This is a genomic window from Myxosarcina sp. GI1, assembly GCF_000756305.1.
GTDB lineage: Bacteria > Cyanobacteriota > Cyanobacteriia > Cyanobacteriales > Xenococcaceae > Myxosarcina.
Map to the genome: position 1 here is coordinate 67755 of NZ_JRFE01000028.1, position 21786 is coordinate 89540.

Annotated in this window: 21 protein-coding genes; 9 read left to right on the plus strand and 12 right to left on the minus strand. The window is 39.7% G+C overall.

The annotated features are described in order from the left end of the window. Positions 1-55 precede the first annotated feature (55 nt). Positions 56-1186, minus strand: a complete 1131-nt coding sequence (locus KV40_RS22335) for a lipopolysaccharide assembly protein LapB (RefSeq protein ID WP_172657323.1) — start codon at positions 1184-1186, stop codon at positions 56-58. Positions 1187-1353: 167 nt separating this feature from the next. On the opposite strand from KV40_RS22335, the gene KV40_RS22340 reads away from it, so the two are divergent. The 3 genes from KV40_RS22340 (at position 1354) to KV40_RS22350 (ending at position 4160) form a co-directional block, all read left to right on the plus strand. Further along, a complete protein-coding gene (locus tag KV40_RS22340; protein WP_253274352.1) occupies positions 1354-2652 on the plus strand; it encodes an esterase-like activity of phytase family protein in 1299 nt (432 codons plus the stop codon). Between the two features lie 138 nt (positions 2653-2790). After that, on the plus strand, positions 2791-3384 hold the full coding sequence (locus KV40_RS22345; protein ID WP_036486152.1) for a chromophore lyase CpcT/CpeT: 594 nt from the start codon (positions 2791-2793) through the stop codon (positions 3382-3384). 29 nt (positions 3385-3413) lie between these two features. Beyond that, a complete protein-coding gene (locus KV40_RS22350; protein ID WP_036486153.1) occupies positions 3414-4160 on the plus strand; it encodes a class I SAM-dependent methyltransferase in 747 nt (248 codons plus the stop codon). Here the strand turns inward: KV40_RS22350 and KV40_RS22355 are convergent. Continuing rightward, the gene (locus tag KV40_RS22355; RefSeq protein ID WP_036486155.1) at positions 4157-4708 is read right to left on the minus strand and encodes a glyoxalase-like domain protein; all 552 of its coding nucleotides are present in this window, start codon (positions 4706-4708) and stop codon (positions 4157-4159) included. The genes KV40_RS22350 and KV40_RS22355 overlap by 4 nt on opposite strands. A gap of 99 nt (positions 4709-4807) precedes the next feature. Further along, positions 4808-5521, minus strand: coding sequence for a response regulator transcription factor (locus tag KV40_RS22360; protein ID WP_036486157.1), 714 nt, complete (start codon positions 5519-5521; stop codon positions 4808-4810). A 128-nt stretch (positions 5522-5649) separates the two neighbouring features. Here KV40_RS22360 and KV40_RS22365 point away from each other — a divergent pair, with 128 nt between their 5' ends. Next, positions 5650-6174, plus strand: a complete 525-nt coding sequence (locus KV40_RS22365; protein ID WP_036486159.1) for a GNAT family N-acetyltransferase — start codon at positions 5650-5652, stop codon at positions 6172-6174. 38 nt (positions 6175-6212) lie between these two features. Here the strand turns inward: KV40_RS22365 and yaaA are convergent, their stop codons facing one another. Further along, positions 6213-6989 carry a peroxide stress protein YaaA gene (yaaA, locus tag KV40_RS22370; protein ID WP_036486255.1) on the minus strand — a complete coding sequence of 259 codons (777 nt, stop codon included), beginning with the start codon at positions 6987-6989 and terminating at the stop codon, positions 6213-6215. A 249-nt stretch (positions 6990-7238) separates the two neighbouring features. On the opposite strand from yaaA, the gene KV40_RS22375 reads away from it, so the two are divergent. Continuing rightward, positions 7239-8147 (plus strand): ion channel, encoded by a 909-nt coding sequence (locus tag KV40_RS22375; RefSeq protein ID WP_036486257.1) that lies wholly within the window; start codon positions 7239-7241, stop codon positions 8145-8147. Here KV40_RS22375 and KV40_RS22380 read toward each other — a convergent pair. From KV40_RS22380 to KV40_RS22395, 4 genes are all read right to left on the minus strand, one after another. Continuing rightward, entirely contained in the window at positions 8144-9208 is a 1065-nt protein-coding gene (locus KV40_RS22380) for an acyl-CoA dehydrogenase family protein (protein WP_036486161.1), read from the minus strand. The two genes, KV40_RS22375 and KV40_RS22380, sit on opposite strands and share 4 nt — an antisense overlap. After that, on the minus strand, positions 9209-10777 hold the full coding sequence (kaiC, locus tag KV40_RS22385; RefSeq protein WP_036486162.1) for a circadian clock protein KaiC: 1569 nt from the start codon (positions 10775-10777) through the stop codon (positions 9209-9211). It abuts the gene before it with no gap. Between the two features lie 158 nt (positions 10778-10935). Then, complete coding sequence (gene kaiB / locus KV40_RS22390) at positions 10936-11250, minus strand: circadian clock protein KaiB (protein ID WP_036486163.1); 315 nt, start codon at positions 11248-11250, stop codon at positions 10936-10938. A 90-nt stretch (positions 11251-11340) separates the two neighbouring features. Beyond that, the gene (locus KV40_RS22395) at positions 11341-12279 is read right to left on the minus strand and encodes a circadian clock protein KaiA (protein ID WP_036486165.1); all 939 of its coding nucleotides are present in this window, start codon (positions 12277-12279) and stop codon (positions 11341-11343) included. A 684-nt stretch (positions 12280-12963) separates the two neighbouring features. On the opposite strand from KV40_RS22395, the gene KV40_RS22400 reads away from it, so the two are divergent. Together KV40_RS22400 and KV40_RS22405 are read left to right on the plus strand one after the other, a co-directional pair. Next, positions 12964-15615 (plus strand): hybrid sensor histidine kinase/response regulator, encoded by a 2652-nt coding sequence (locus KV40_RS22400; protein ID WP_036486167.1) that lies wholly within the window; start codon positions 12964-12966, stop codon positions 15613-15615. A gap of 102 nt (positions 15616-15717) precedes the next feature. Then, positions 15718-16533: an SDR family oxidoreductase gene (locus KV40_RS22405; protein ID WP_036486168.1), complete on the plus strand. Its 816-nt coding sequence runs from the start codon at positions 15718-15720 to the stop codon at positions 16531-16533. 16 nt (positions 16534-16549) lie between these two features. Here the strand turns inward: KV40_RS22405 and KV40_RS22410 are convergent, their stop codons facing one another. The 4 genes from KV40_RS22410 to efp form a co-directional block, all read right to left on the minus strand. Beyond that, complete coding sequence (locus KV40_RS22410) at positions 16550-17170, minus strand: GerMN domain-containing protein (RefSeq protein WP_036486170.1); 621 nt, start codon at positions 17168-17170, stop codon at positions 16550-16552. A gap of 73 nt (positions 17171-17243) precedes the next feature. After that, positions 17244-18041 carry a DUF2993 domain-containing protein gene (locus KV40_RS22415; protein ID WP_052055834.1) on the minus strand — a complete coding sequence of 266 codons (798 nt, stop codon included), beginning with the start codon at positions 18039-18041 and terminating at the stop codon, positions 17244-17246. Between the two features lie 17 nt (positions 18042-18058). After that, the gene (gene accB, locus KV40_RS22420; protein ID WP_036486173.1) at positions 18059-18538 is read right to left on the minus strand and encodes an acetyl-CoA carboxylase biotin carboxyl carrier protein; all 480 of its coding nucleotides are present in this window, start codon (positions 18536-18538) and stop codon (positions 18059-18061) included. A gap of 109 nt (positions 18539-18647) precedes the next feature. After that, the gene (gene efp, locus KV40_RS22425) at positions 18648-19208 is read right to left on the minus strand and encodes an elongation factor P (protein WP_036486175.1); all 561 of its coding nucleotides are present in this window, start codon (positions 19206-19208) and stop codon (positions 18648-18650) included. Positions 19209-19421: 213 nt separating this feature from the next. Between efp and KV40_RS22430 the strand changes: the two genes are divergently transcribed. Next, complete coding sequence (locus tag KV40_RS22430) at positions 19422-20546, plus strand: peptidylprolyl isomerase (RefSeq protein ID WP_036486177.1); 1125 nt, start codon at positions 19422-19424, stop codon at positions 20544-20546. Positions 20547-20716: 170 nt separating this feature from the next. Then, positions 20717-21703: a thiamine-phosphate kinase gene (gene thiL, locus KV40_RS22435; protein WP_036486179.1), complete on the plus strand. Its 987-nt coding sequence runs from the start codon at positions 20717-20719 to the stop codon at positions 21701-21703. Positions 21704-21786 lie beyond the last annotated feature (83 nt).

The following is a 21786-nucleotide window of genomic DNA, read 5'->3' on the forward strand; positions in this document are numbered from 1 at the left end:
TCGAGCGGCTTGCTGATATTTTTAAAATGGTAGCAACAGATTGAAACTAAATTTATTATCTTTTTATTTGTTCTATCTGGTTAGTAAAATAATTGACGCGATAGTTTAGAGATAAAGCTAATTTCAAACCTTGCTGATAAAAAAATTTAGCTCGGTCGTAGTCATTTAAATCTCGATAGATCTTGCCCAGGCGATCGCAAGTCTCCATCCAGCCATAATAATCGTAAGCTTGCTGTTGGAGTTTAATTTGTTGTTGATAAGTAGCGATCGCTTTGTTTATTTGCTCTTGCTGTTGATAGAGTAAAGCTAATGCTGACAGTGCTTCTGTAGCTAGAGCCAACTGCTGTGTATTGGCAGCCAAACTATATGCTTGACGATAATAATTTATCGCTTTTTTTGGGCTATTTAATTCTTTGTAGTCTCTGGCGATGTCTAGCTCGATCGCGGCAAGTTCTTTGATGTTTTGTTCCCGTGTGTATTTTTCTGCCAGACGCTTTTTAACAGCGATCGCTCTATTGAGTTGCTTATTACGATCGTAAATTGTCGCTAGTTTATTTAGATAAACAGCTTCGTTGTCGGCAAGATCGGGAGAACGCTTAGAGTTAAATTTGGCTAACAATTCTTCATATACTTTGGCAGCTTCAGCATAATTAAATAAATCTAAATAGAGTGTGCCTAAAATCTCTAAATACTCTCGTTCCGATTTTAAATCTTCTGTCGCTCCGACACGCTCGACCATTTGCCGATAGATATCGATAGCGCGATCGAGATAGCGAATTTTTCGATAGGCTGTACCTAACTCCTGCAAAAGTGCGGTTGTAAGATTATTTTTGGCAGCGGCAGCAGTGTGAATTTCTGTCAATCTTTTGGACATCGCTCTAAGATCGAAACCGCGATTTTGTTGCCAGGCGATACTGCCAATTCTACCTAAAGCAGATACCTCGGCTAAGTTACCAACTGCTCGCTGTAATCTTAACTCTCTATACCAAAGAGTAAATGCCCCTTCGACGTTTCCTGTCGCTAATCGAGCTTTAGCTTGTCGATCGATTCTTTCTATTTCGCGTTCGATCCGACTGATTTCAAAGTCAGACAGGGGGCGATCGCTTGAAGCTGGCGGTAATAAAGGATCTGGTTGAGTAACTTCTAAAGGGTGAAGATTATTACTGCTGGCGATGGTAGTAAACACTGTAGTTTCAGCAATAGCGACCGTTAACAAGACCGATAAGACTGCGGTTAATTTATTAAACTTTATAAACCTGGAATTACTAAACACTACCCCTGCCAAATAAATTATGTTTCTAGAATCGAAGACTGCTACATTAAACTGTATGTTTCTAGCAGAAGAAAATAGCCGTGAGCGATCGCCAACTGCAATTATCTAGAAAAATTCTATCTACAAGCCATCAGGCAACAGTAATCTGCCTTAATAAAAATTATCTCTCAACTATATTTTTCCCAAAAGAGACTTTCAATAAAATCGAGCGAAAATTGTTTTTCTTGCTTAAAAGCTTTGCTACTGTGCTGATTGGTTTGGTTTTATGCTTTTCTCTAACGGGCTGTACTCCACCAAAACGATTGGCAGCATCAGAGAGAATTTTTACCGATTTATCATTAGAATTTCTCGATAAGTACGAACTCCCCAAAACTATTTATGAAGATACGCCAGTCGGAGGTCTTTCGGCGATTGCTTACGACCGCAATTTGGGTTTGTTCTATGCTATTTCAGACGATCGCAGCCAACGCGCTCCCGCTCGTTTTTATACTTTAAAACTAGATTTAAAATCGGATAACAATACGGGAATTAAAATAAATAGCTTAGAAGTCAAAAACGTAACTTTTCTACGTGACGCAAACGGCAACACTTATGCTCAAGGTACTATTGATGCTGAAGGCATCGGTCTGTCTCCTAGAAAAACGGTATTTGTTAGTAGTGAAGGAGATCCCAAGTTAAATGTCGCTCCTTTTATCGCCGAATTTGACCTTGAAACAGGTACAAAAAAATTAGACGCAACTATTCCCCAACGTTATTTACCAGATAGCAGTGGGACTGAACCAAAAGGAATACAAGAAAATCTAGCTTTTGAATCTTTGACTTTAAGCCAAAGCGGTTTATTATCGGACGATCCTTTTCGTCTGTTTGTAGCTACGGAGTCAGCATTAACTCAAGATAAAGCTGATTCTGCCGATGTCGAGACGAGAATTCGTTTTCTGCACTACTCTATCGATTCGTTTAGCAAGCCCGTACTTTTAGCCGAACATCTTTATTTGTTAGAACCAGCACCTCCAGAGGTAATTGCTAACGGACTAACCGAACTAGTAGCTTTAGATTTAGAAGGAAAATTTCTTAGTTTGGAAAGAACTTTTGGCTTTACTGGAGTAGGAGCAAAAATTTTTCAGGTAGTTGTAGGTGACGCTACTGATATTACTAATGTAGCTAGTCTCAAAGGACAACTAGGACAAATCAAACCATTAAAAAAGAAATTACTGTTCGATCTTAGTGAATTAGGTATTTATCTAGATAATCTCGAAGGAATGACATTAGGTCCGCGCTTACCAGATGGCAGTCAAAGTTTATTATTAGTAAGCGATGACAATTTTAATGAAGAACAAATAACCCAATTTTTGCTATTTCGTCTAGTTAATGGATCGTAGAAGTAGAGTATGGGAAGCAGAGAAGATGGAGAGAGTAAGAGAAATTTGTCTCTTTATCTAACCTGCCACGTGACTCCATTCTTAATACTTCATAATTTTTTATAGCCTAAAAAACTTTTTATTTTCTACTTTTTTTTCATGACACATTCTCAAGATATAACTACCTTAGTACGCTGGATGGCAGCAGACTTTAGCAATCAAGAACAGGCTTACGCCAATCCTCCATTTTATGCTCATATTCGCGTTTGTATGCGCCCCCTTCCAGACGATTTACTAGACGGCAAAAGTTTGTTTTTAGAACAGGCTTATGATTTTGCCCTCCATCTCCCCTACCGACTGCGAGTATTAAAGTTTAGTTTGGTAGAAGACCGCATCCAACTAGAAAACTATAAAGTTAAGGACGCAGAAAAATTTTATGGTGCCTCGCGCGATCGCCAAAAGCTGCAAAATCTCACTGCCGACGTAATTGAAAAAATGCAGGGCTGCGATATGGATGTGGACTGGACTGGCAACAGCTTTAAAGGAGAAATCCAGCCAGGAAAAAACTGTATGGTCGAACGTAATGGCAGAATGACTTATTTAGTTAATAGCTTTGAAGTTACTCCAGAAAAGTTAATTAGTTTAGATCGCGGACGCGACCCTGAAACAGACGAACTAGTATGGGGTTCGGTGGCAGGTGCTTTTCACTTTCAACCTATCCAAAGTTTTGCCGATGAGGTTACTTCGGACTAGTACTAAAAAATAGTGTCTTTTATTTCTTGATGAAAAAATATTTTATTGCGATTTCTCTCACCCTATCTGTAGTCTTATTAGTTTTAATTAACTTTACCTATACGCCAGTTGCTTCAGCCCAAGATAATAATACTAACTCTTACTACCGAGAAAAAGCCATTCATAACCCCGATGGTATTGGTAAATTTTATCTTGGTCGAGAAATTGCTAAAGTTATGGGACATCAGGCAAAGGACTGGTTGGAAAGACCGAGTCGAGAAAGAGAAGAAAGACCCCAGCAAACGGTAGCCGAATTAGAATTGAAACCTGATGATATAGTTGCCGATCTCGGTGCGGGAACGGGTTACTTTAGCTTTCGTATCGCTAGAGAAATACCCCAGGGTAAAGTTTATGCTGTCGATGTTCAGCCTGAAATGCTCGACGCGCTTAATGATTCTAAAGCAGCAAATAAGATTGAAAATGTTGAAGCGGTTTTAGGAGAGGTAGACGATCCTAACTTACCCCAAGACAGTATTGACCTGGCTTTTATGGTAGATGCCTATCATGAATTTGAATACCCTAGAGAAATGATGAAAGGGCTGGTTAAAGCACTCAAACCTCAAGGTAGAGTAGTTTTGGTAGAATACCGCCAAGAAAACCCCTTTGTTCTCATCAAACCCCTGCATAAGATGAGCGAAAAACAAGTCAAAAAAGAAATGAAAGCTGTCGGTTTGCAATGGCAACAAACCAAAGAATTTTTGCCCGAACAGCATTTTTTGGTATTTAACAAATCTTAGTTAGAAACTTCTGCTATTTCTATAGTGCGATTGTCAATATCTTTAACCAAAAAATTCAATGGGCGATCGCGTCTAATTTTATATTTTAAGCGGCGAGACTGAATTTTTAATAATAAGTCTTCCAAACAGTCGCGATCGAAACAGACATGACGCTGACGCTCTTTATAGCCAGTACTCGCTCCAGAAATAACGTGAAGCTGAGTATTTTTTTTGAGTTGATACCACAGACCATCGCTACCGACGGGACTAGTACTTCCAGCGGTAGTAGACATATATAAAGGGTCTAGTCCTCCAGCACCCATTGCCTGCTCGTAGTTGTAATAATAGTGGAGGGGAACATCAGCAGCAGGCAAGCTCAATAACCCTTCATAAAACTCTTGCGCCCCTCGCAGGTCAGAAACCATAACTGTATAAACTTTGGGCGCACTGGTTAAAAACATCCACATCGCCCCTGCATAAGCTACCAACAGCATCACCATGATACCTTGTGTCGAAAATAAGCTATCAAAAGCTATTGGGGGTAAGAATGCACCTAAATAACTAGTCATAAATACACCGAAAGTAAAATTATTTATTATTGTAATTATTATTGTTTACTAATTTAGATTGGTAAAGTGCTTCTATTGTTTCCTATAATATCTACCAATTTATTCAGTCAAACCATGTTGCAGAGCAAAGCGAACTAGTTCGGTACGGCTATTAGTGCCAGTTTTACCAAACAAGCGACTGACGTATTTTTCTACGTTTCTAACGCTAGTACTCAACTCTTTAGCAATTTCTTTATTCATCAAACCGCGAGCCACTAAGTCTAACACGCTTTGTTCTCTGGGAGTTAGATCGATATTAATTGGCGGTGGTGTAGTAGCAATTCCTCCAGTACCCTCACCCAATCTTTCGTCGAGCTTACCTTTAATGGCTTCTAATTCTCTGGCAATTTTTTCAAGTTCCGTACCATCACCGTTGCTGTCAGCAGCGGCGGCTCGATGTCTGGCTAATAAATTTCTGACAATTGCTTCTAATTCTTCAGGATCGAAAGGCTTGGGTAAGTAAGCATCGACACCAGTTTCATAGCCCTGAATGCGATCGCTCGTCATACCTCTAGCGGTCAAAAAAACTACTGGAATTGCTTGATAGCGTGGGTCTTCTCTCAGCTTTTGCAAAAATTGATACCCGTCAACTTTAGGCATCATAATATCGGAAATAATTAGATCGGGAGTTTCAGCTTCGATTTTTTCCCAGGCTTCATCAGCATTACTCACCGCTTCTACCGTCCAATCTTCGTTATCTTCTAAATATGCCTGTACGGACTCTCTAACACCTGGTTCATCGTCTACTAATAGCAGTTTTTGTTGCTCGGACATAATTTTTACTTCTTTACTTCTTACTTTTATCTATTCACGAAAAATAGTAATTATTTTTATCATAGACTTCTCGACATTATATAAATTCAAACAGACAAAATTTATAACGACAGAAACACTTTCGATAAATGGCGATCGCTATAGAAACCCCAAGATTAATTTTAAGATACTTTACACCAGACGATACCGACGCGCTAACAGCCATTCTCAGCGACCCTAAAGTAATGCAATATTCGATTTCGGGAACCAAAACGCGATCGCAAACTCAAGAATTTATTGCTTGGATACTGTCTAGCTATCAAAAATATGGTTTTGGTTTGTATGCAGTTACCGAAAAAGAAACAAAGCAATTGATTGGCTATTGTGGTTTATTAGTCTGGTACTTTGAAGAAATAACAGAAATAGAACTAGGCTATCGTTTAGCTACAGCCTATTGGAATAAGGGATTGGCTACTGAAGCAGCTACAGCAGTACGCAACTACGCCTGGCAGCAACTAAAGCTAAATCGCCTGATTTGCCTAATTCAACCAGAAAATTTGCGATCGATTCGAGTCGCCAACAAGCTAGCCATGAAACCAGAAAAAAATTTAATTCTTCATGAATTAAACGTAAAAGTTTATAGTATTTACCAAAACTTGGATAACAAAATTTAATTACTTAATATTGAATCGCGTTTTTGAGAGAAGATAGTTTATAATTTCCGAGTAAAAACTGGTTTTTTCTCAGTTGAAAGCTCCTCGTTGTAAATATATCCTGCTTCCGTAAATTTTTTAATGCCAGCCAGATTGGTAATTCGATTTTGAATTATATAGCGAGCCATTATGCCTCTGGCTTTTTTAGCATAGAAGCTAATCACTTTATACTTATCGTTTTTCCAGTCTTTAAAAACGGGACTGATAAACTTGGCTGAGAGAATTTTAAGATTCAACGCCTTAGCGTACTCTTGCGAGGCAAGATTGAGGACAATTTGGCTTTTTGTCTGTTGTAGATCTCGATTTAAGGCTTCGGTAATACCATCTTCCCAAAATTGATAAAGTGTTTCTGGTAGACTTTTGCTAAGTGAAGGGTTCTGTGATAAGCGAGTACCCATCTCTAAGCGATATGGTGCGATCGCATCTAGTGGTTTTAATAATCCGTATAATCCAGAGAGAATACGCAGATGTTTTTGAGCATAAGTAATATCCTCATCTGAGAAATTTATAGCCTGTAAACCTTCATATACATCCCCCTTAAAAGCAAACATTGCTTGTTTGGTGGCTGCTTGGGAAAAGTTTTGATAGCGTTCTGCATTTAGCTTGCCTAACTTATCGCTAATACCCATGAGGTTGGAAAGTTCTTGTTTAGAAATCTTTCCCAACGCTTTCACCAGTTTCTGGGTTTGAGAATAAAAATCAAGTTCGCTGGTAGCCGAAGTAGGTGAGGGCATTTCAAAATCTAAAGTCTTGGAGGGGGATAAAATTAGAAGCATAAAAATTATTAAATCAAGGGGTTTCACTCTACGGCAATTAACTAATTAATACCATCCCTCGCTTAGATTGAATCGATCGCAGTAAATGTTGTGAGTATAGAAATTAAGAAAATCGCGCAGCTAAAACTAAACAACTGCTGACATAACTTTTATGTCTTTTAATTATCAAAGATCGAGCGATCGCTAAAATAATCACTATATAAAACTGTTTTTGGGCTACTTTTACTTAATTATGGAGAATGATTGAATTTGACTCAAAAAAAAGCCAATCGCAATTCTGCCAAACTGTGGATTAAGTTTCGAGATGGACGTTTTGAGATTCCTGGTGTAGATACTTGGCATACCTATTGGCAAGAACCATACTATTTGCTCTTAACAATTCCCTGGATGGGTTTTTTGCTGTTGATGGCTTTATTTTATGTAGCCGTTAATACCGCTTTTGCTTTTGCTTACTTATTGGGAGGAGATTGTATTGAAAACGCTACTTCTGGTTCTTTTAGCGATGCTTTTTTCTTTAGCGTACAAACTTTAAGTTCTATTGGCTATGGAAATATGTATCCTACTACCACTTTTGCCGATACTTTAGTCACTACAGAGGCATTGATAGGGACTTTAGGAATTGCTTTATTGACAGGTTTGGCTTTTACCAAGTTCTCTCAGCCAACAGCCAGAGTAGTGTTTAGTCGCGCAGCAACTATTTATAATCATGATGGCGTTTCTACTTTGATGCTAAGAACGGCAAATCAGCGTCGCAACCAAATTATTGAAGCTGAAATTCGAGTGTATTTAATGCGAGACGAAATTAGCATTGAAGGAGAATATATGCGACGCTTTTATCTTCTAAAGCTGTTACACAATCGAACCCCTAGCTTTACTTTAAGCTGGACGGTAATGCATCAAATTGACGAACATAGTCCTCTCTGGCAGGCTACACCAGAATCTTTAACCAAAACTAGAGCGATGTTAATAGTTTCTTTGAGTGGTATTGACAAAACTGTAGATCGCGCACTTCATGCTTCTTACTCTTATGCTGCTAGTGACATTTTTTGGCAGCATCGCTTTGCAGACATTTTTCATCATACACCTCAAGGAAGCCGCTATATTGATTACACTCACTTTCACGATGTCATTTCAGTAGAAAGCGATCGCAATGGCTAAATTATGTTTTTCAAACTCGCTTCCATAACGTCTTTAGTTTGTCCCGAAACGCTAAACAACAAAGCTTCGCGATAAACTCTTCCTACATCAGAATCTAGATAATTAGCCGCGCCGCCAGCAGCAATAACGGCAGCGTGGCTACAGCGAGAGGCTAGAGCGATCGCCTGAATACGAAGCTGAAGTTTCTCTGAGTAAGTTATGTCTTTATCCGATATTGCGGCAAACAAACCGCGATCGCATTCAGCTACTCGTTCCGACAGAGTCTGCCAAGTTTCGCTAATAAAATCAAGCTGTTTCCGTTCCCCAATACGCTTTAGAAGATCTAACCCTGCATAGGCACATCCTAAAGCATAAAAGCCATGATTTAATATGTTTTGACGGCTGCTGAGGTGAATCGAACCAGGAGGATTAATAGTTACTAAGCGCTCGCGCTTCATCAACCAATTATTCAACTCGGCACTAACGGTATTGGTAGCGGTTGCCGCAATTAGTTGCATGGGTTGACTAAAAGTCAGTTTCCCTCCAGTTTCTTGTTGGAGATTAACGAAAGGAACTATACCATACAGTTCTCTACCGTCTGCTAAAACCCCACCGATAATAAACAGATCGAAGCAGCCATAGCCAGTAATCCAGGGTACTTTACCATTTAATAAGTATCCTGCTGCTGTTTCTGTCGCCGTTACCATCGGTTTACCCACACGGCGTAAATGTGAATAACCTACGCCAATCAAAATTTTGCCCGTTGCCATGTCCGATAGATACTGCTGTTGCACCACTTGGTTCTGACTCTTTGCCAGTCGCATCGCCGCGCTTTGATGCTGGGTTTGTAAAAAAGTTAAGGCTCCAGAATATCGCGCCATTAGCATTTGAAAGCGACGAAAACTAGTTTCGGATAACCCCATTCCCCCCAAGTGTTGGGGAACTCTTAACGCCAAAAGCGATCGCTCTCCCATTTGCAGTAGTGCTTTATGTAGCGATTGCGAATCTCTATCTATAGTGCAGGCTTGAGGCGAGATCGCTTGCCGCAGATAGGTTCCAATCCTCGTTAAAAAATCGCTCATTTATTCAGTTATCTTATCTTTAACGCTACGAGCGATCCGAGAAATTTCGCTTTTCTCATCTATTGAAGAACGGGAAGGAGAACCGCTGAGAATATTTTCATAATTGCGGAAAGATTCTTTTATATAGGGAATTTCAGGCGCATTGGCATCAATTGTATATTCTCTAATACCTTTATCGTGCCACGAACCACGCATTTTAAAAACGTTAACCGCTCGCGACATTTCGCCACGAATTTCTACATACTGCAACAGCAAAATCGTATCGGTAATAGTAGATATATGAGATTCGGTAATCGAATTAGAACCCAGAAAGCGGTCGGTAGTATTGGTAAAAAAGCCCGTAATTTCTTCTTGTTTGGCGTAGCCGGTAACGCCAATCACAAACTGGCGAAAAGCATTATTAGTTACTCCTCTAGCTAAAGCTGATAGAGAATCGATCGCAATACGAGATGGTTTGAAATCGGTAATTTCTGATTTGATTATTTGTAAATGGTCTTCTAAACCTGTTGATTCGGGATAGGAACACAGCAGCTTGAGCAATCCTTTTTTTTCCAAAGTTTCAAAATCAATTCCCCAGGAACGAGCATTCCGCGACAGTTGCGCTCGCGATTCTTCGTAGGCAAATAAAACCGCTCTTTCACCTTGCTGACAGGCTTCTTCCAAAAACTTGCTAACTAATAGAGTTTTACCCGTACCTGTCGCGCCAGTAGCCAAAATAATTGAATCTTTAAAAAAGCCACCTCCACATAGTTCGTCCAGGCTTTTAATACCAGAAGAAATCCGCACATTGGACGAGCGTTGAGTAAGCTGCATGGCACCAAGAGGAAAAATATTAATCCCATCATTGGTGATCGTAAAGGGATATTCTCCCTTCATGTGAGTGGTACCTCGAAACTTAAGAACCTCAATAGTGCGCCGCCGTCGCTCTCCTTCTAAAACGTTACGAATAATAATGACGTTATCAGAGACAAACTCTTCTACACCAAAACGAGCATTGGCACCATATTCTTCTAATCTCTCAGTAGTTACTACTGATGTAACATCCAACTTTTTGAGTCGCGCTACGAGGCGAAAAATTTCTTTTCTAACTACTGGAACGGCATCGTATTGCTGAAATACAGCAGTAACCGAATCGATAGAAACAAATTTGGCTTTGTATTTGTTTATTGCGTATTGAATTCGCTCGATCAACGCTGAAAGATCGAAATTTCCTACTACTTCTTGCCCTTCAGGATCGGGAGAAGCATCGAGAATAAACAACTGTCCGCGATCGATTAAAGACTGTAAATCCCAACCAAAACTATAGGCATTTTTAATAATGTCTTGAGGTGATTCTTCAAAAGTTACTAACACACCCGGTCTATCAAAATATTTGATGCCATGATACAGAAACTGCACGGCAAATAAAGTTTTTCCCGTACCAGACGTACCGCTAACCAGGGTAGTTCTACCCATAGGCAGTCCACCATGAGTAATTTCATCAAATCCTTCAATCATAGTTCGGTTTTTCCGAACCCCTCTGTCGGTAAAATCTTTTGGCTGTAATTGGTTGAGATTTTCCTGATTCATTTATAGTTTTACAAAACAAAAATATTTTATTAACAAACTGTTCTATCTTAAAAGCGATCGCTCCTGACAGTAACAGCGAATAACACAGCCTTTGTAAGCGCGATCGCGATAGTTGCTCTAATGACAATCGCAAATAGGTAAATAATTTTTAAGGGCAATTAAATTTGCCCTTCGCGATCGCACATTTCTTGATACAACAAATCTAATCCAATTAAAACCTTTTCTCGGTCGGAAAGATCGCCAATAATTTTTCGTACTGGTGGGGGCAAAACTTTTGAGAGAGTAGGAGTAGCCATGATTTTATCTTCTTCTGCTAACTGCGGGCTTTTTAAAACATCAATTACTTTTAGAGCATAAACTCCTTGAAAATCTTTTTCTAAGATATGCTTTAGGGTTTTTAAGGCTCTAATTGAATTGGGTGTATTACCTGCAACGTATAACTTTAAAACGTAAGTTTTCCCTAATTTGTTCACAGCATTAAATAACAATTTGGTCAATTGAATTAAAGCGATAAATATAAAAATTTTCTTAAGAATGCTATTATTTTTAAAATTATCTAGTTTTTATTCTACTCCAAACAGTAATTCTAAAGCCACGTCTTCTCTAGGAATAGAGCGACGATACATTTCACATAAATTAGCAATTGTATCGATTAAAGCCAAACGATAGTCAAGTAAAATTTCTTCGTTTCTGCCTTCTGCTTTTAACTGTTGAGATAATTCATCTACTATTTCCATATGTATTTCTAAAATTTGCGACACAGAAATATCGGCTAGAAAAGCACGATTTACAAATTCATCAATATATCGATCTACTTTAGAATCATTTGAAAAATAACTGAGAATAATTTTGCTGTATTCGGCTACTAATTTCTGCAGCAATGTTTCTTTTTCACTCTCTGAAAGATGACGATAAAAGTTTTTAGAATTGCGCTTGTAGTACACTCCCAAATAACCCAATCTTTCTTTTAATTTTTCGGTCAAGCGTCGCTGCTGTTCTAGCAGTCTGTCACTCTTATCGTTTTCGCGATCGTTGTTAGAGACAATCGAGCGATCGCTCAAAGAACAGCTGGGGGTTAAGTGCAAAAATCGGCTAATTGCCAAATTGATAAAAGAATTGATTTGTTCGATTTGAATGGGATATAGCCTCACTTCAGCACTATGATAGTAATTAAACTTCAACTTGCCTAAATTACCGCCATTTTCACCAATATCTTTAGTATTTTCAATAATTACAATAGGCAAGATTATGTTTAGTCGAGTCAATCGTTCTATGGTATGATTGAAGGCTGCTTCGCGCAACAAAATTAAACAATCTATATGTTCTCCTTCGCGCTCGACAAAGTCAATCAAATCTTCACATGAGTTTAATACTGTTGTTTTGAAGCAATCATTGTCTAATAGTAATTCTGCTAAAGACTCGATTAGAGATTTTTTAGCAGGAAAAAGACAAACATGAAGTTTAGAATATTTATTAAAAGTTTTGTTTCTCTTATCGGACATCGTAAAACCAGTTCAATAATTTTGACGCAACGAAATACTTTACTTTTAAGGGAAGCTACCACTTGAAACCCCATGTTAAAAAACTAACATTTATTACGTCTTTCGGAGAATTGTAATTATTTGTAAGGAATAGCAGTAAAAAATAACTGAATTTTGAGATAATAGCGGTCGTTCGAGTAACTGAAAAAACAAGCCGATATATATATATAAGTAGTAAAGTGCTTTGGCGTAAGTAAAGCTTTATGGCTTTTCCATTGCAATAAGGGCTATATGACATTAAAAAAAAATGTTGGTATTTTCCCCAGGCATTTCTAAGAGGTTAACTGAAAAGTTTAACTGGCTACAATAGAAGCCCCAAAAAAATTTTTCCAATCCGAACAAGAAGCTTTGCAATTGCGAAGCAAATATTGCTAGGCTGAAAAACAGCGATAAAAATGTCACGGATATTTCTTTTTAGATATACTTTTAAATACTAATTCGGGTTCACTCTCTTCTCAGTTTAGGATTACCTCCTTCAAATATAGCTCGATCGATTATTTATTTTGGCTTAAAGCAGAATAAGACTTTTTTAGCGAGAAGAAAGAAAGAATTGAAGAGGATAGTTAAAAACATCCTGCGACTAAAAAATTTTACTACATTATTGCTGTCACCCAAATCGCTGTTGAAGTAATTTTTTATAATTCCATGTTTAGCTCTCATCAAACCAGCATTGAAGAATTTATTACTAGTTCAATTCCCATATGCCAACATGGATGTGCTTTGGAAACAATACTTAATGCTTCACAAAGTAGTAAAGACGGAAGTGTTGCCATAGTAAACCGCCAACAATTTCCTCTGGGAATTGTTACGGCGCATCGTCTGCTGTCTCTATTTGTCGATCATCAGTATAATCGTCGTATTCCTACTTCGATTGGTTCTCAAAAACAGCTTGACCCCAGAGCAGCTTTAATGGCGACTACCAATTTAAAATCTGTACTTCAACCTGTAAAAGTTCTCCATTCCAGGATAACTATTGCAGAATTTTTAAGCGGTTCGAGCGACAGATTATTCTGCCGCGATCGCAGTGAATTTTCAAGAGGCGATACGCGCGAGAGTTGCAGTAAAGAACCTGCATCGGTAGAGCAACGTACTTCAAAATACGCTTCTCAAGAGCTTAGGGAAAATAATGCAGCTGTCGAGAGAGATTTAGACTGGCAGAAATTTGGCTATGCGATTGTTGACGATCGCAAAAAATTTTTGGGAATGCTAGATATTAGCAAACTCTCTGAATATTTGTTCTGGAAGACCGATTATTCTCTAGCTACTGCTACCGAAACAAGCCTACCAAGATTTGAACTCATTGATAATATAAGATTACCTCTAACGCTCTTGGGTAGTGAAGACAACATTTTATACCAAAATCATTTATGGCAACAAAACTTTAACGTAGTTTCAGAGCAGTTAATAGATTGCAGTTCCCAGATTGCTCGATGGTGGATAGGACAACAAAAGATCGAGCATGAGGCGCAATTTGCGCCCAACCAAAATCAAAGAGAAGTTTCTACCTTTTTTCCTAACCTCAAAGTAGGGACAAAAGTTACAGCTAAAAATATGCCTGACTGGGCAGACTGTCTTTTTAATTCTCCAATATTTGCAGCTTCTGAACTACAAATTAGCTTTTTAAATGACTGGTATTATGTCAAAATACCGCTACATTTTGCTGAGGCAAAGATTACTAATTCGGCAGAGCCATACTGGCTGGTTTTGGCTATTGAAGGAAAGACCGAGCCAAATTTAAGAGATATTTGGCAAAAAGCTGATTGGTGTCGTTTGCACGAGCTATTTTTAGCTAATATCAGCCATGAGTTAAAATCTCCCCTAACGGGCATCATCGGACTATCCAGCTTACTCAAAGCCGAGAAATTAGGGAATCTCAATCCCCGACAGAGCCACTATGCCGAACTAATCTATCGCAGTGGCAAACAGTCACTCGATATAGTTAACGATTTATTAAAGCTTACAGAGTTAAATACCAGCAAGCAAAACTTTACCATCGAACCAATTGCTCTGGAAACTCTGTGCCGACAAACATATCGACAAACTTCAACCGAATTGGAAGTTAGAGATAACTTTGAGCTTTTGTCTTCTCCTCAATTGGAGTTATCGATCGCCCCTAATTCGCAAACGGTATTTGTCGATCGTTCGTTTTTGACTCAAATCGTATCTCGTTCGCTAGAATGGGCGATTAAAACTCAGCCCGAACGTATAGGAATTACAGTTAATTCCTGGACTGGTTGGCTCTCGATTGTAGTTTGGAATCAAATTAGTATTGGAGAATCGCCACAAATACCGCTAACTTCTAGAGAATTGGTTGGGGATGACTCTCAAAGTGAGTTGAGTCTGCTTTTTGCTCGACAGTTAGCTAAGGCTCATGGTGGAGATGCCAGCGCAATTTTTAGAGCGAACGGTAGAAATGAATTTACTTTACTTTTGCCTCAAAATACTGAAGATGATTGTTTACAAGCCAATTACAAAGATTTACAGATAGTAGTAATATTAGAAACTCAGCTTCATCGCCTGTCTAAAATAGCTTCGGCAATACAGGAGTTGGGCTATCATTCTGTAGTAGCTCGTACTGGCATTGAAGCTTTACAGCAAGCTCGGCAGCTACAGCCCAGCTATATCCTGATGAATCCTGATTCTTCTTTACTCGAAAGTAAAGATCTACTGACCTTGCTTAAATCCGATCGCCAGACTCAAAATATTCCCATTTTTCTGCTGACTACAGTACTAAATAAACCAACCGATAGCCAGACTTTTCGTCAAGTACAGGGTCTAATTTGCGAACCATTCAATCGAGATACTCTGGCTCGAGTTCTACCAGCCAAACATTGTACTTCCCCTAACGTATCCAAAAACATAACTATTTTGTGTATCTATCCCGAACCAGAAGCAATCGACGAGTCATTAAGATCGAAAAATGCAAATTTTAGCCTTAAATACTGGTCGGAAAGAGACTGGACAACGCAATTGGGAGATGATTCCAGGCAGAACGTTCGTTATCGAATTATTGAAGCTGAGGGTTTAGAACAGGCAAGAACGTTAGCGCGTATCTGGCAGCTAGACGCTATTGTTCTCGATAGTGCGGCAATTGCCAATCCTCAAGCATATTTACAATCTTTACAACAATTTTCCGAACTAGCAGCTCTACCTTTAATAATTTTAGATTCTCAAACCAGCGAGGTAGCAAATCAAATTCCCGATTTAAATGTATATCCCTGTTTTTTACCTGCCAAAATTAACAGCATTAAAGACTTGATGCAGGTAATTCAAATTGCTACCAAAACTAAATTTTAAATCGCGACCGCTTTTTTAAGACTTTTCTCAGTTATCACTTGGTAATGCCATTAGATTCAGTAACAATCTCTCTCTAACATCAATAGCGATTTAAAATAGTTTATGAAATATCACGAGCAGCACGCAATCGTCACTGGCGGTTCTAGCGGTATTGGTAAAGCTACGGCGCGACTGCTAGCACAGCAGGGGGCAAATATTACCCTAATTGCTCGCGATCGCCTCAAGCTAGCAGCCGCCAAGCAAGAAATAGAGCAAGTTACTGCTAAAACTCAACGAATAATTACTGTAGCTGCTGATGTGGCTCTAAAACAAGAAATTACCGAAGCTATTGAATTGGCGATTTTTCAGTTAGGCACGCCAAGTATCTTAATTGCCTCGGCAGGTATCGCAATTCCCAATTATTTTGAAGAACTTCCTTTAGAAACACATGAAACCTCGATGGCAGTTAATTATTTTGGCTCTCTATATAGCATTAAAGCCGTATTGCCAACGATGGAACGGCAGGGACGAGGCAGTATTATCTTAATTTCTTCTGGGGCGGGTTTGATTGGTATTTATGGCTATAGTGCCTACTGTCCCTCTAAATTTGCCATAAGAGGGCTAGGAGAGACTCTAAGAGCGGAATTAAAACCTAAAGGCATCCAGGTTAGTGTAGTTTATCCCCCCGATACCGATACGCCCCAGCTAGCTGCCGAAAATAAAACCAAGCCGCCTGAAACCAAATTAATAACTCAAACAGCAGCAACCTGGACGGCAGAGGAAGTTGCTACCAAAATTGTTCGCGGTATCGAACTAGGACGCGGGGCAGCTACTCCTGGATGGACGATGAGTATGCTGTATCGATTTCACAGCTTGGTTGCGCCTTTATTAAACTGGTACTTCGACCGAGCAATCGCTAGTTTAAATCGGAAACACTAAAGATTTCAAGCTATATTTAAAGCTGAAAGTTCGCTTCAAAACTCTCTCGTGTCATTGGCTGAGCGACGAGCAACCCCTCTCCTCCCAAAGTTTTTAAAGGTTTTCCTTCGACACTAATAAAAACTCGATCGCTGCTACTAGTACTTGTAGCAGTATAGATTACTTGCGCTAACCTACCTTCCATCGAAGCACTACCGCCACCAGAAACAAATTCTCGTGACAGATTAACACGAACTCCTTGTTTGTCTACATTCAAGCCAAGCAATTTTGTACCCTCGGGAATACTGGTAGTGTAGCTAGAATTCGACTGCGGTCCTGCAAGCAGTGTCTCAAAAGCAGCAGTTAAAGCTTCTTGAGGGCGAATCGATTTTTGAAAAGCCTGAGTACTAGCCACTAATTCGATAGAATTATCTTGAGGATCGAGCCAACAGATTTCAACTTTTTCTTGGGCGATTGGTTCTGATGTGGTTGGCTGAGTTTGCTCTGTAGCTGGAACTTTTGGCGCGATGGTTCTATTGGTACGATCTAGACTGTGTTTCGCCCACCAAGCAGCACCTCCTCCCGCAGCCAAAATTACCCCGGCGGCGATCGCCAATAAAGGGAGGGAAAAACGATTATTTGGTTTGCGATCCTGCATAAGTAATTCTCCTGATTTAGAGGAAGTTTTATAAAAATTAACTTAACCTTTGCTTGGCTGAAGACTTTAGCAATTAATTTGTTTCCACCCGCGCAAAACCTATTATTGTAAGACTATGTTCTTCTATCTTTAATTGTAAAAGCCTGGCTAAGATTCCGTCAGCCTGAAGATCTTCTAGACTGAGGCGATCGCTGATGCCATCAGCAAAACCCTCAAGCAATCTAGAAGACATCGGACGTTGATTGACGGTTCCCGCTAGTTCGCTCAGTTTAATTGTTCGACCATCAGAGGTTACTTTCAATTTTAAAACCATAGCTAGTTCGTTGGAGCGATAAATGCCGCTCGAACGGCGTAAGATAAAATTTATTTTTAGCCGATTTTGAGGCTGTAACTCCAGACTAGGGGCAATTAACTCATAAGCAATATTAGCCGAGCCAGCTTTACGAGCCACCAAACGATTCAAATTTTGTTGTAGCCGCGTTTGAAACTGCGGTCGTTGTAAAGCCTGATTGAGATCGCGTTCGGTTAAAACAATTTTAACCGCTCCCTGCAAAGGCTGCCGTAATGCCTTTCTAAATTGACTCACACTATCGAAGCTCAATTGCGATCGCTTTAAGGCAATTGGCTCTGTTTCTAACTCCAATACTTCAATTCTAAGTGGTTCGAGCTTTAAACCTCTAGTAGCCAGGCGCAGCTTGTGTAGTTTGCCGCTAGCAATTTGATAGCCAGGAACATTGTCAATCCGAATCACCCGTTCTTCTACAGCGATGGCTTGCCGCTGAAGATTTTGCTCGATAATTGAATCGAGAATTAATCCGCCACTAGATAAAGTCCCTAACACTCCCAATAGAGCGATAGTTAAAATTTCCATACATAACTTTAGCTTAATTAACTCGGATCGATACGCATTAGAACTTGTCCGAACTCTACTGGTTCGCCATTTTCAACTGCAATTTCCACAACTTTACCCGCAACTTCTCCCTCAATTTCGTTCATTAACTTCATCGCTTCAATAATACACACTGTGTCTCCTGAATTGATGCGATCTCCAACCTCTACATAAGGCTCTTCATCGGGAGCGGGGGCGCGATAAAAAGTTCCCACCATTGGCGAAGTGATTTCAATCCAAGATTGCTTATCTTTATCTTTATCTTTAGTAGCTGTAGTATCGGAACCAGCCGTTCGTTCTATGTCGGAAGCAGACTCTATCGAGCGATCCACAACTTCAGGAATGACTTTAGTAGTTACTACATTTGTTTCCTGGCGTACCGTCAATTCAAATTCATCACTTTTAAGAGTTAACTCGGTAATGTCGGTTTTGGCGATCGCCCCTAGTAATTCACGGAGTTCTTGAAAATTTATAGACACAAACTATACAATCCGCTCTCAAACGGTTATTAACGTAAATTTAATCGCAATGCTAGATTTTAATTGCCTTTAGTTTAATTTTTATTTAATAATTAACAGACAATTAAATTTAGTTTTCTCGTCCCAAGTAAGAACCGTCTCTAGTATCTACCTTGATTTTTTCCCCAATAGAAATAAATAAAGGCACCATTACCTGCGCTCCACTCTCTACAATGGCGGGTTTGGTTCCTCCAGTAGCGGTATCTCCTTTAACACCTGGATCGGTATCGGTAATTTCTAAAATTACTGAAGTTGGCAGTTCGACCTCTAAAACCTGGTCTTCCCAAAAAATTACGTTAACTTCCATTTCTTCTTTGAGATACTGGACGCGATCGCCCATTTGTTCTTCGCTCATACGGGTTTCTTCATAGGTTTCCATGTCCATAAAGACATATTGGTCACCCTCTTTATAAGTGTGTTGCATCGTGCGTTTTTCCAGATTTGCTTGAGGTACGGTTTCTCCCGCACGGAAAGTACGTTCGACGCTGTTGCCTGTTTGAACGTTTTTGAGCTTGGTACGTACGAAAGCCGAGCCTTTACCTGGTTTTACGTGTAGAAACTCTACTACACGCCAGACCGAACCATCTAGTTCGATGGTCACGCCGGTACGAAAGTCATTACTAGAAATCATGAACTCAAAAATACTCTAGAGAGAACGACAATTAATTTTACCTGATGAAGGGTGAGGGATAAATAAAGAGAGATTGAAACCAAGTAATAAGTAAATTGTCGAGATCGAGATTTACTCTGATAGTAAAGAAATGTTGACAAGGGAGATCGATCGCTAAGAACATACTCTGTAGATATAATTTGTCTCGCAAAGCGCGATGGCGTTGTTTAATTTATGAAAACTGTAGAAAATAATTTTACTTCCAGAGCCGCTCGGCAATTTCCTCAAAGTATTTTAGCTATTTTATTGGCTGTGATTTTGTTTTGTAGTAGCGCGATCGCTCTGCCGCAGCCTCAAGCATTAGCTTACTTGGCTCAAGGAGATGCGATTACCGACCCTCAAGCTATTTTGAGATACTCTTTACCTATAGATAACGATGAGATTAGAAAAGTCCAGGAAGATATAGAAGATATTGCCTATCAACTACGCGGTAAACGCTGGGGAAAGATCGAGCGCGATGTTAAAAATGCTAGCTTTGTCCTAAAAACGAAACGCAATAAAATTTTGGCTGCCGTCCCCGAAGAACGTCAATCTCAAGCTGAAGCTTTATTAGAGCAGATAAATACAGAGATTGAAGGTCTTAAAGAAGTAGTAGATAACCAGGACAAAGAAGCTGTTTATCTAAAAAAAGATGAATTGCTAAAGTCTATTGGCAAACTAGAAAGATCGATGGTAGTAGGTTTCCCTTTTGAGGTACCAGAAAAATATGCCGATTTACCACAACTTCTCGGTCGTGCCACAGTAGAAATGGAAACCAGTCGCGGCACCTTAGAAATTATTATCGACGGCTATAGTGCGCCAATAAATGGTGGTAATTTTGTCGATTTAGTAGATCGCGGCTTTTACGACGGCATGGAATTTACTCGTGCCGAAGACTTCTATATTTTGCAGGCAGGCGATCCTCCAGGAGAAGATGAAGGTTTTATCGATCCCGATACGGGAGAATATCGCGCAATTCCCCTAGAAGTTCTGGTCGAAGGAGATTCCGAACCAGTCTATGGCGAAACTCTAGAAAATTTAGGTCGCTACTTAGACAAGCCAGCTATTCCTTTTAATGCCTATGGCGCGATCGCTCTAGCTCGTCCTGCTAACGATCCCAACGGCGGTTCTTCTCAATTCTTTTTCTTTAAGTTCGACCGCGAACTAACTCCTCCTGGCTACAATTTAATGGATGGTAGATATTCAGTATTTGGCTATGTGGTCGAGGGTCAAGAAATACTAGACAAGCTCGGTGCGGGAGATGAAATTGTCTCTGCCAAAGTTATAGAAGGCAAAGAAAATTTGGTCGAACCTAGTTAGAGATAAGCAGTAAGTTTTTTAAGTAATGGACTTGTTTTGGTAAGGGGTAATGGGTAATGGATATTTCGTAGCTACTTAGCAACTTGTTATTAATTTTGCTTTTCTTTCTGCTAAAGACAACCTATTACCTACTATCTGTTACCTTTTTAAACTTTCTACTTCTCAAGAAAATGACACAGTTAGTAAAAGACATTGGAGAGCATGGTTTATTAAAAAAACTTCAGTTTTTCTGTCCTGAAGGTGTCGTGGGGGATGACGGGGCAATTTTACCCTTTGATGCCGATAAATCTTTGGTAGTAACTACTGATGTTTTAGTCGATAAAGTCCACTTTAGCGATCGCACCACTGCGGCATATGATGTCGGCTGGCGGAGTGTAACTGCTAATTTATCAGATTTGGCAGCAATGGGAGCAACACCGATAGGTATTACTGTCGGTCTAGCTTTACCTGGAACCGTAGCGGTAGCTTGGGTAGAAGAACTGTATCGAGGTATGCACGATTGTTTGAGCCGAGATCGCACACCTATCGTCGGTGGCGATGTTTGTTGCTCTGAGGTAATTAGTCTTGCTATTACTGCTTTTGGACGAGTCGTACCCAATCGCGCTATTCTTCGCAGTAATGCACGTCCTGGGGATGCGATCGTAATAACAGGGCTGCACGGTCTTTCTCGTGGAGGCTTGGAACTATTGACCAATCCCGAACCAGACGATCGCCTGAGCGACTCCGAACGCAGTAGTCTAATCGAAGCTCATCAACGCCCTGTATCCAGACTCGACGTTTTGCCTTTTCTCGAAGAAATTTCCTCAGACATAGCCATTGGCGGTATGGATAGTAGTGACGGTTTGGCTGATGCGATCGAGCAAATTTGTCACTATAGTCAAGTAGGAGCAAAAATAAAATTTAACTACCTCAAAATCCCTTCGGCATTGGTTAAACTAGCAGGAGTAGAAACAGCTTGGGAATGGACACTTTACGGGGGAGAAGACTTTGAGCTAGTTTTAACACTGACTCCATCGGTAGCTAGCGATCTGGTTGAATATCTGGGAGGAGAAGCAGCAATTATAGGTACAGTTACCGAAAATCCTCAAATTATAATCGATAGAGATAATGCTCAATTATCAGGTTTAAATTTTACTAAAAAATTTAAACATTTCTAATTTTCAAGCTCGATAAAATCGAGCCAACTAGCGAATCAGAAAAATTTAGAGTCAAAATAGATCGTACTGCTAGAAATTTTACA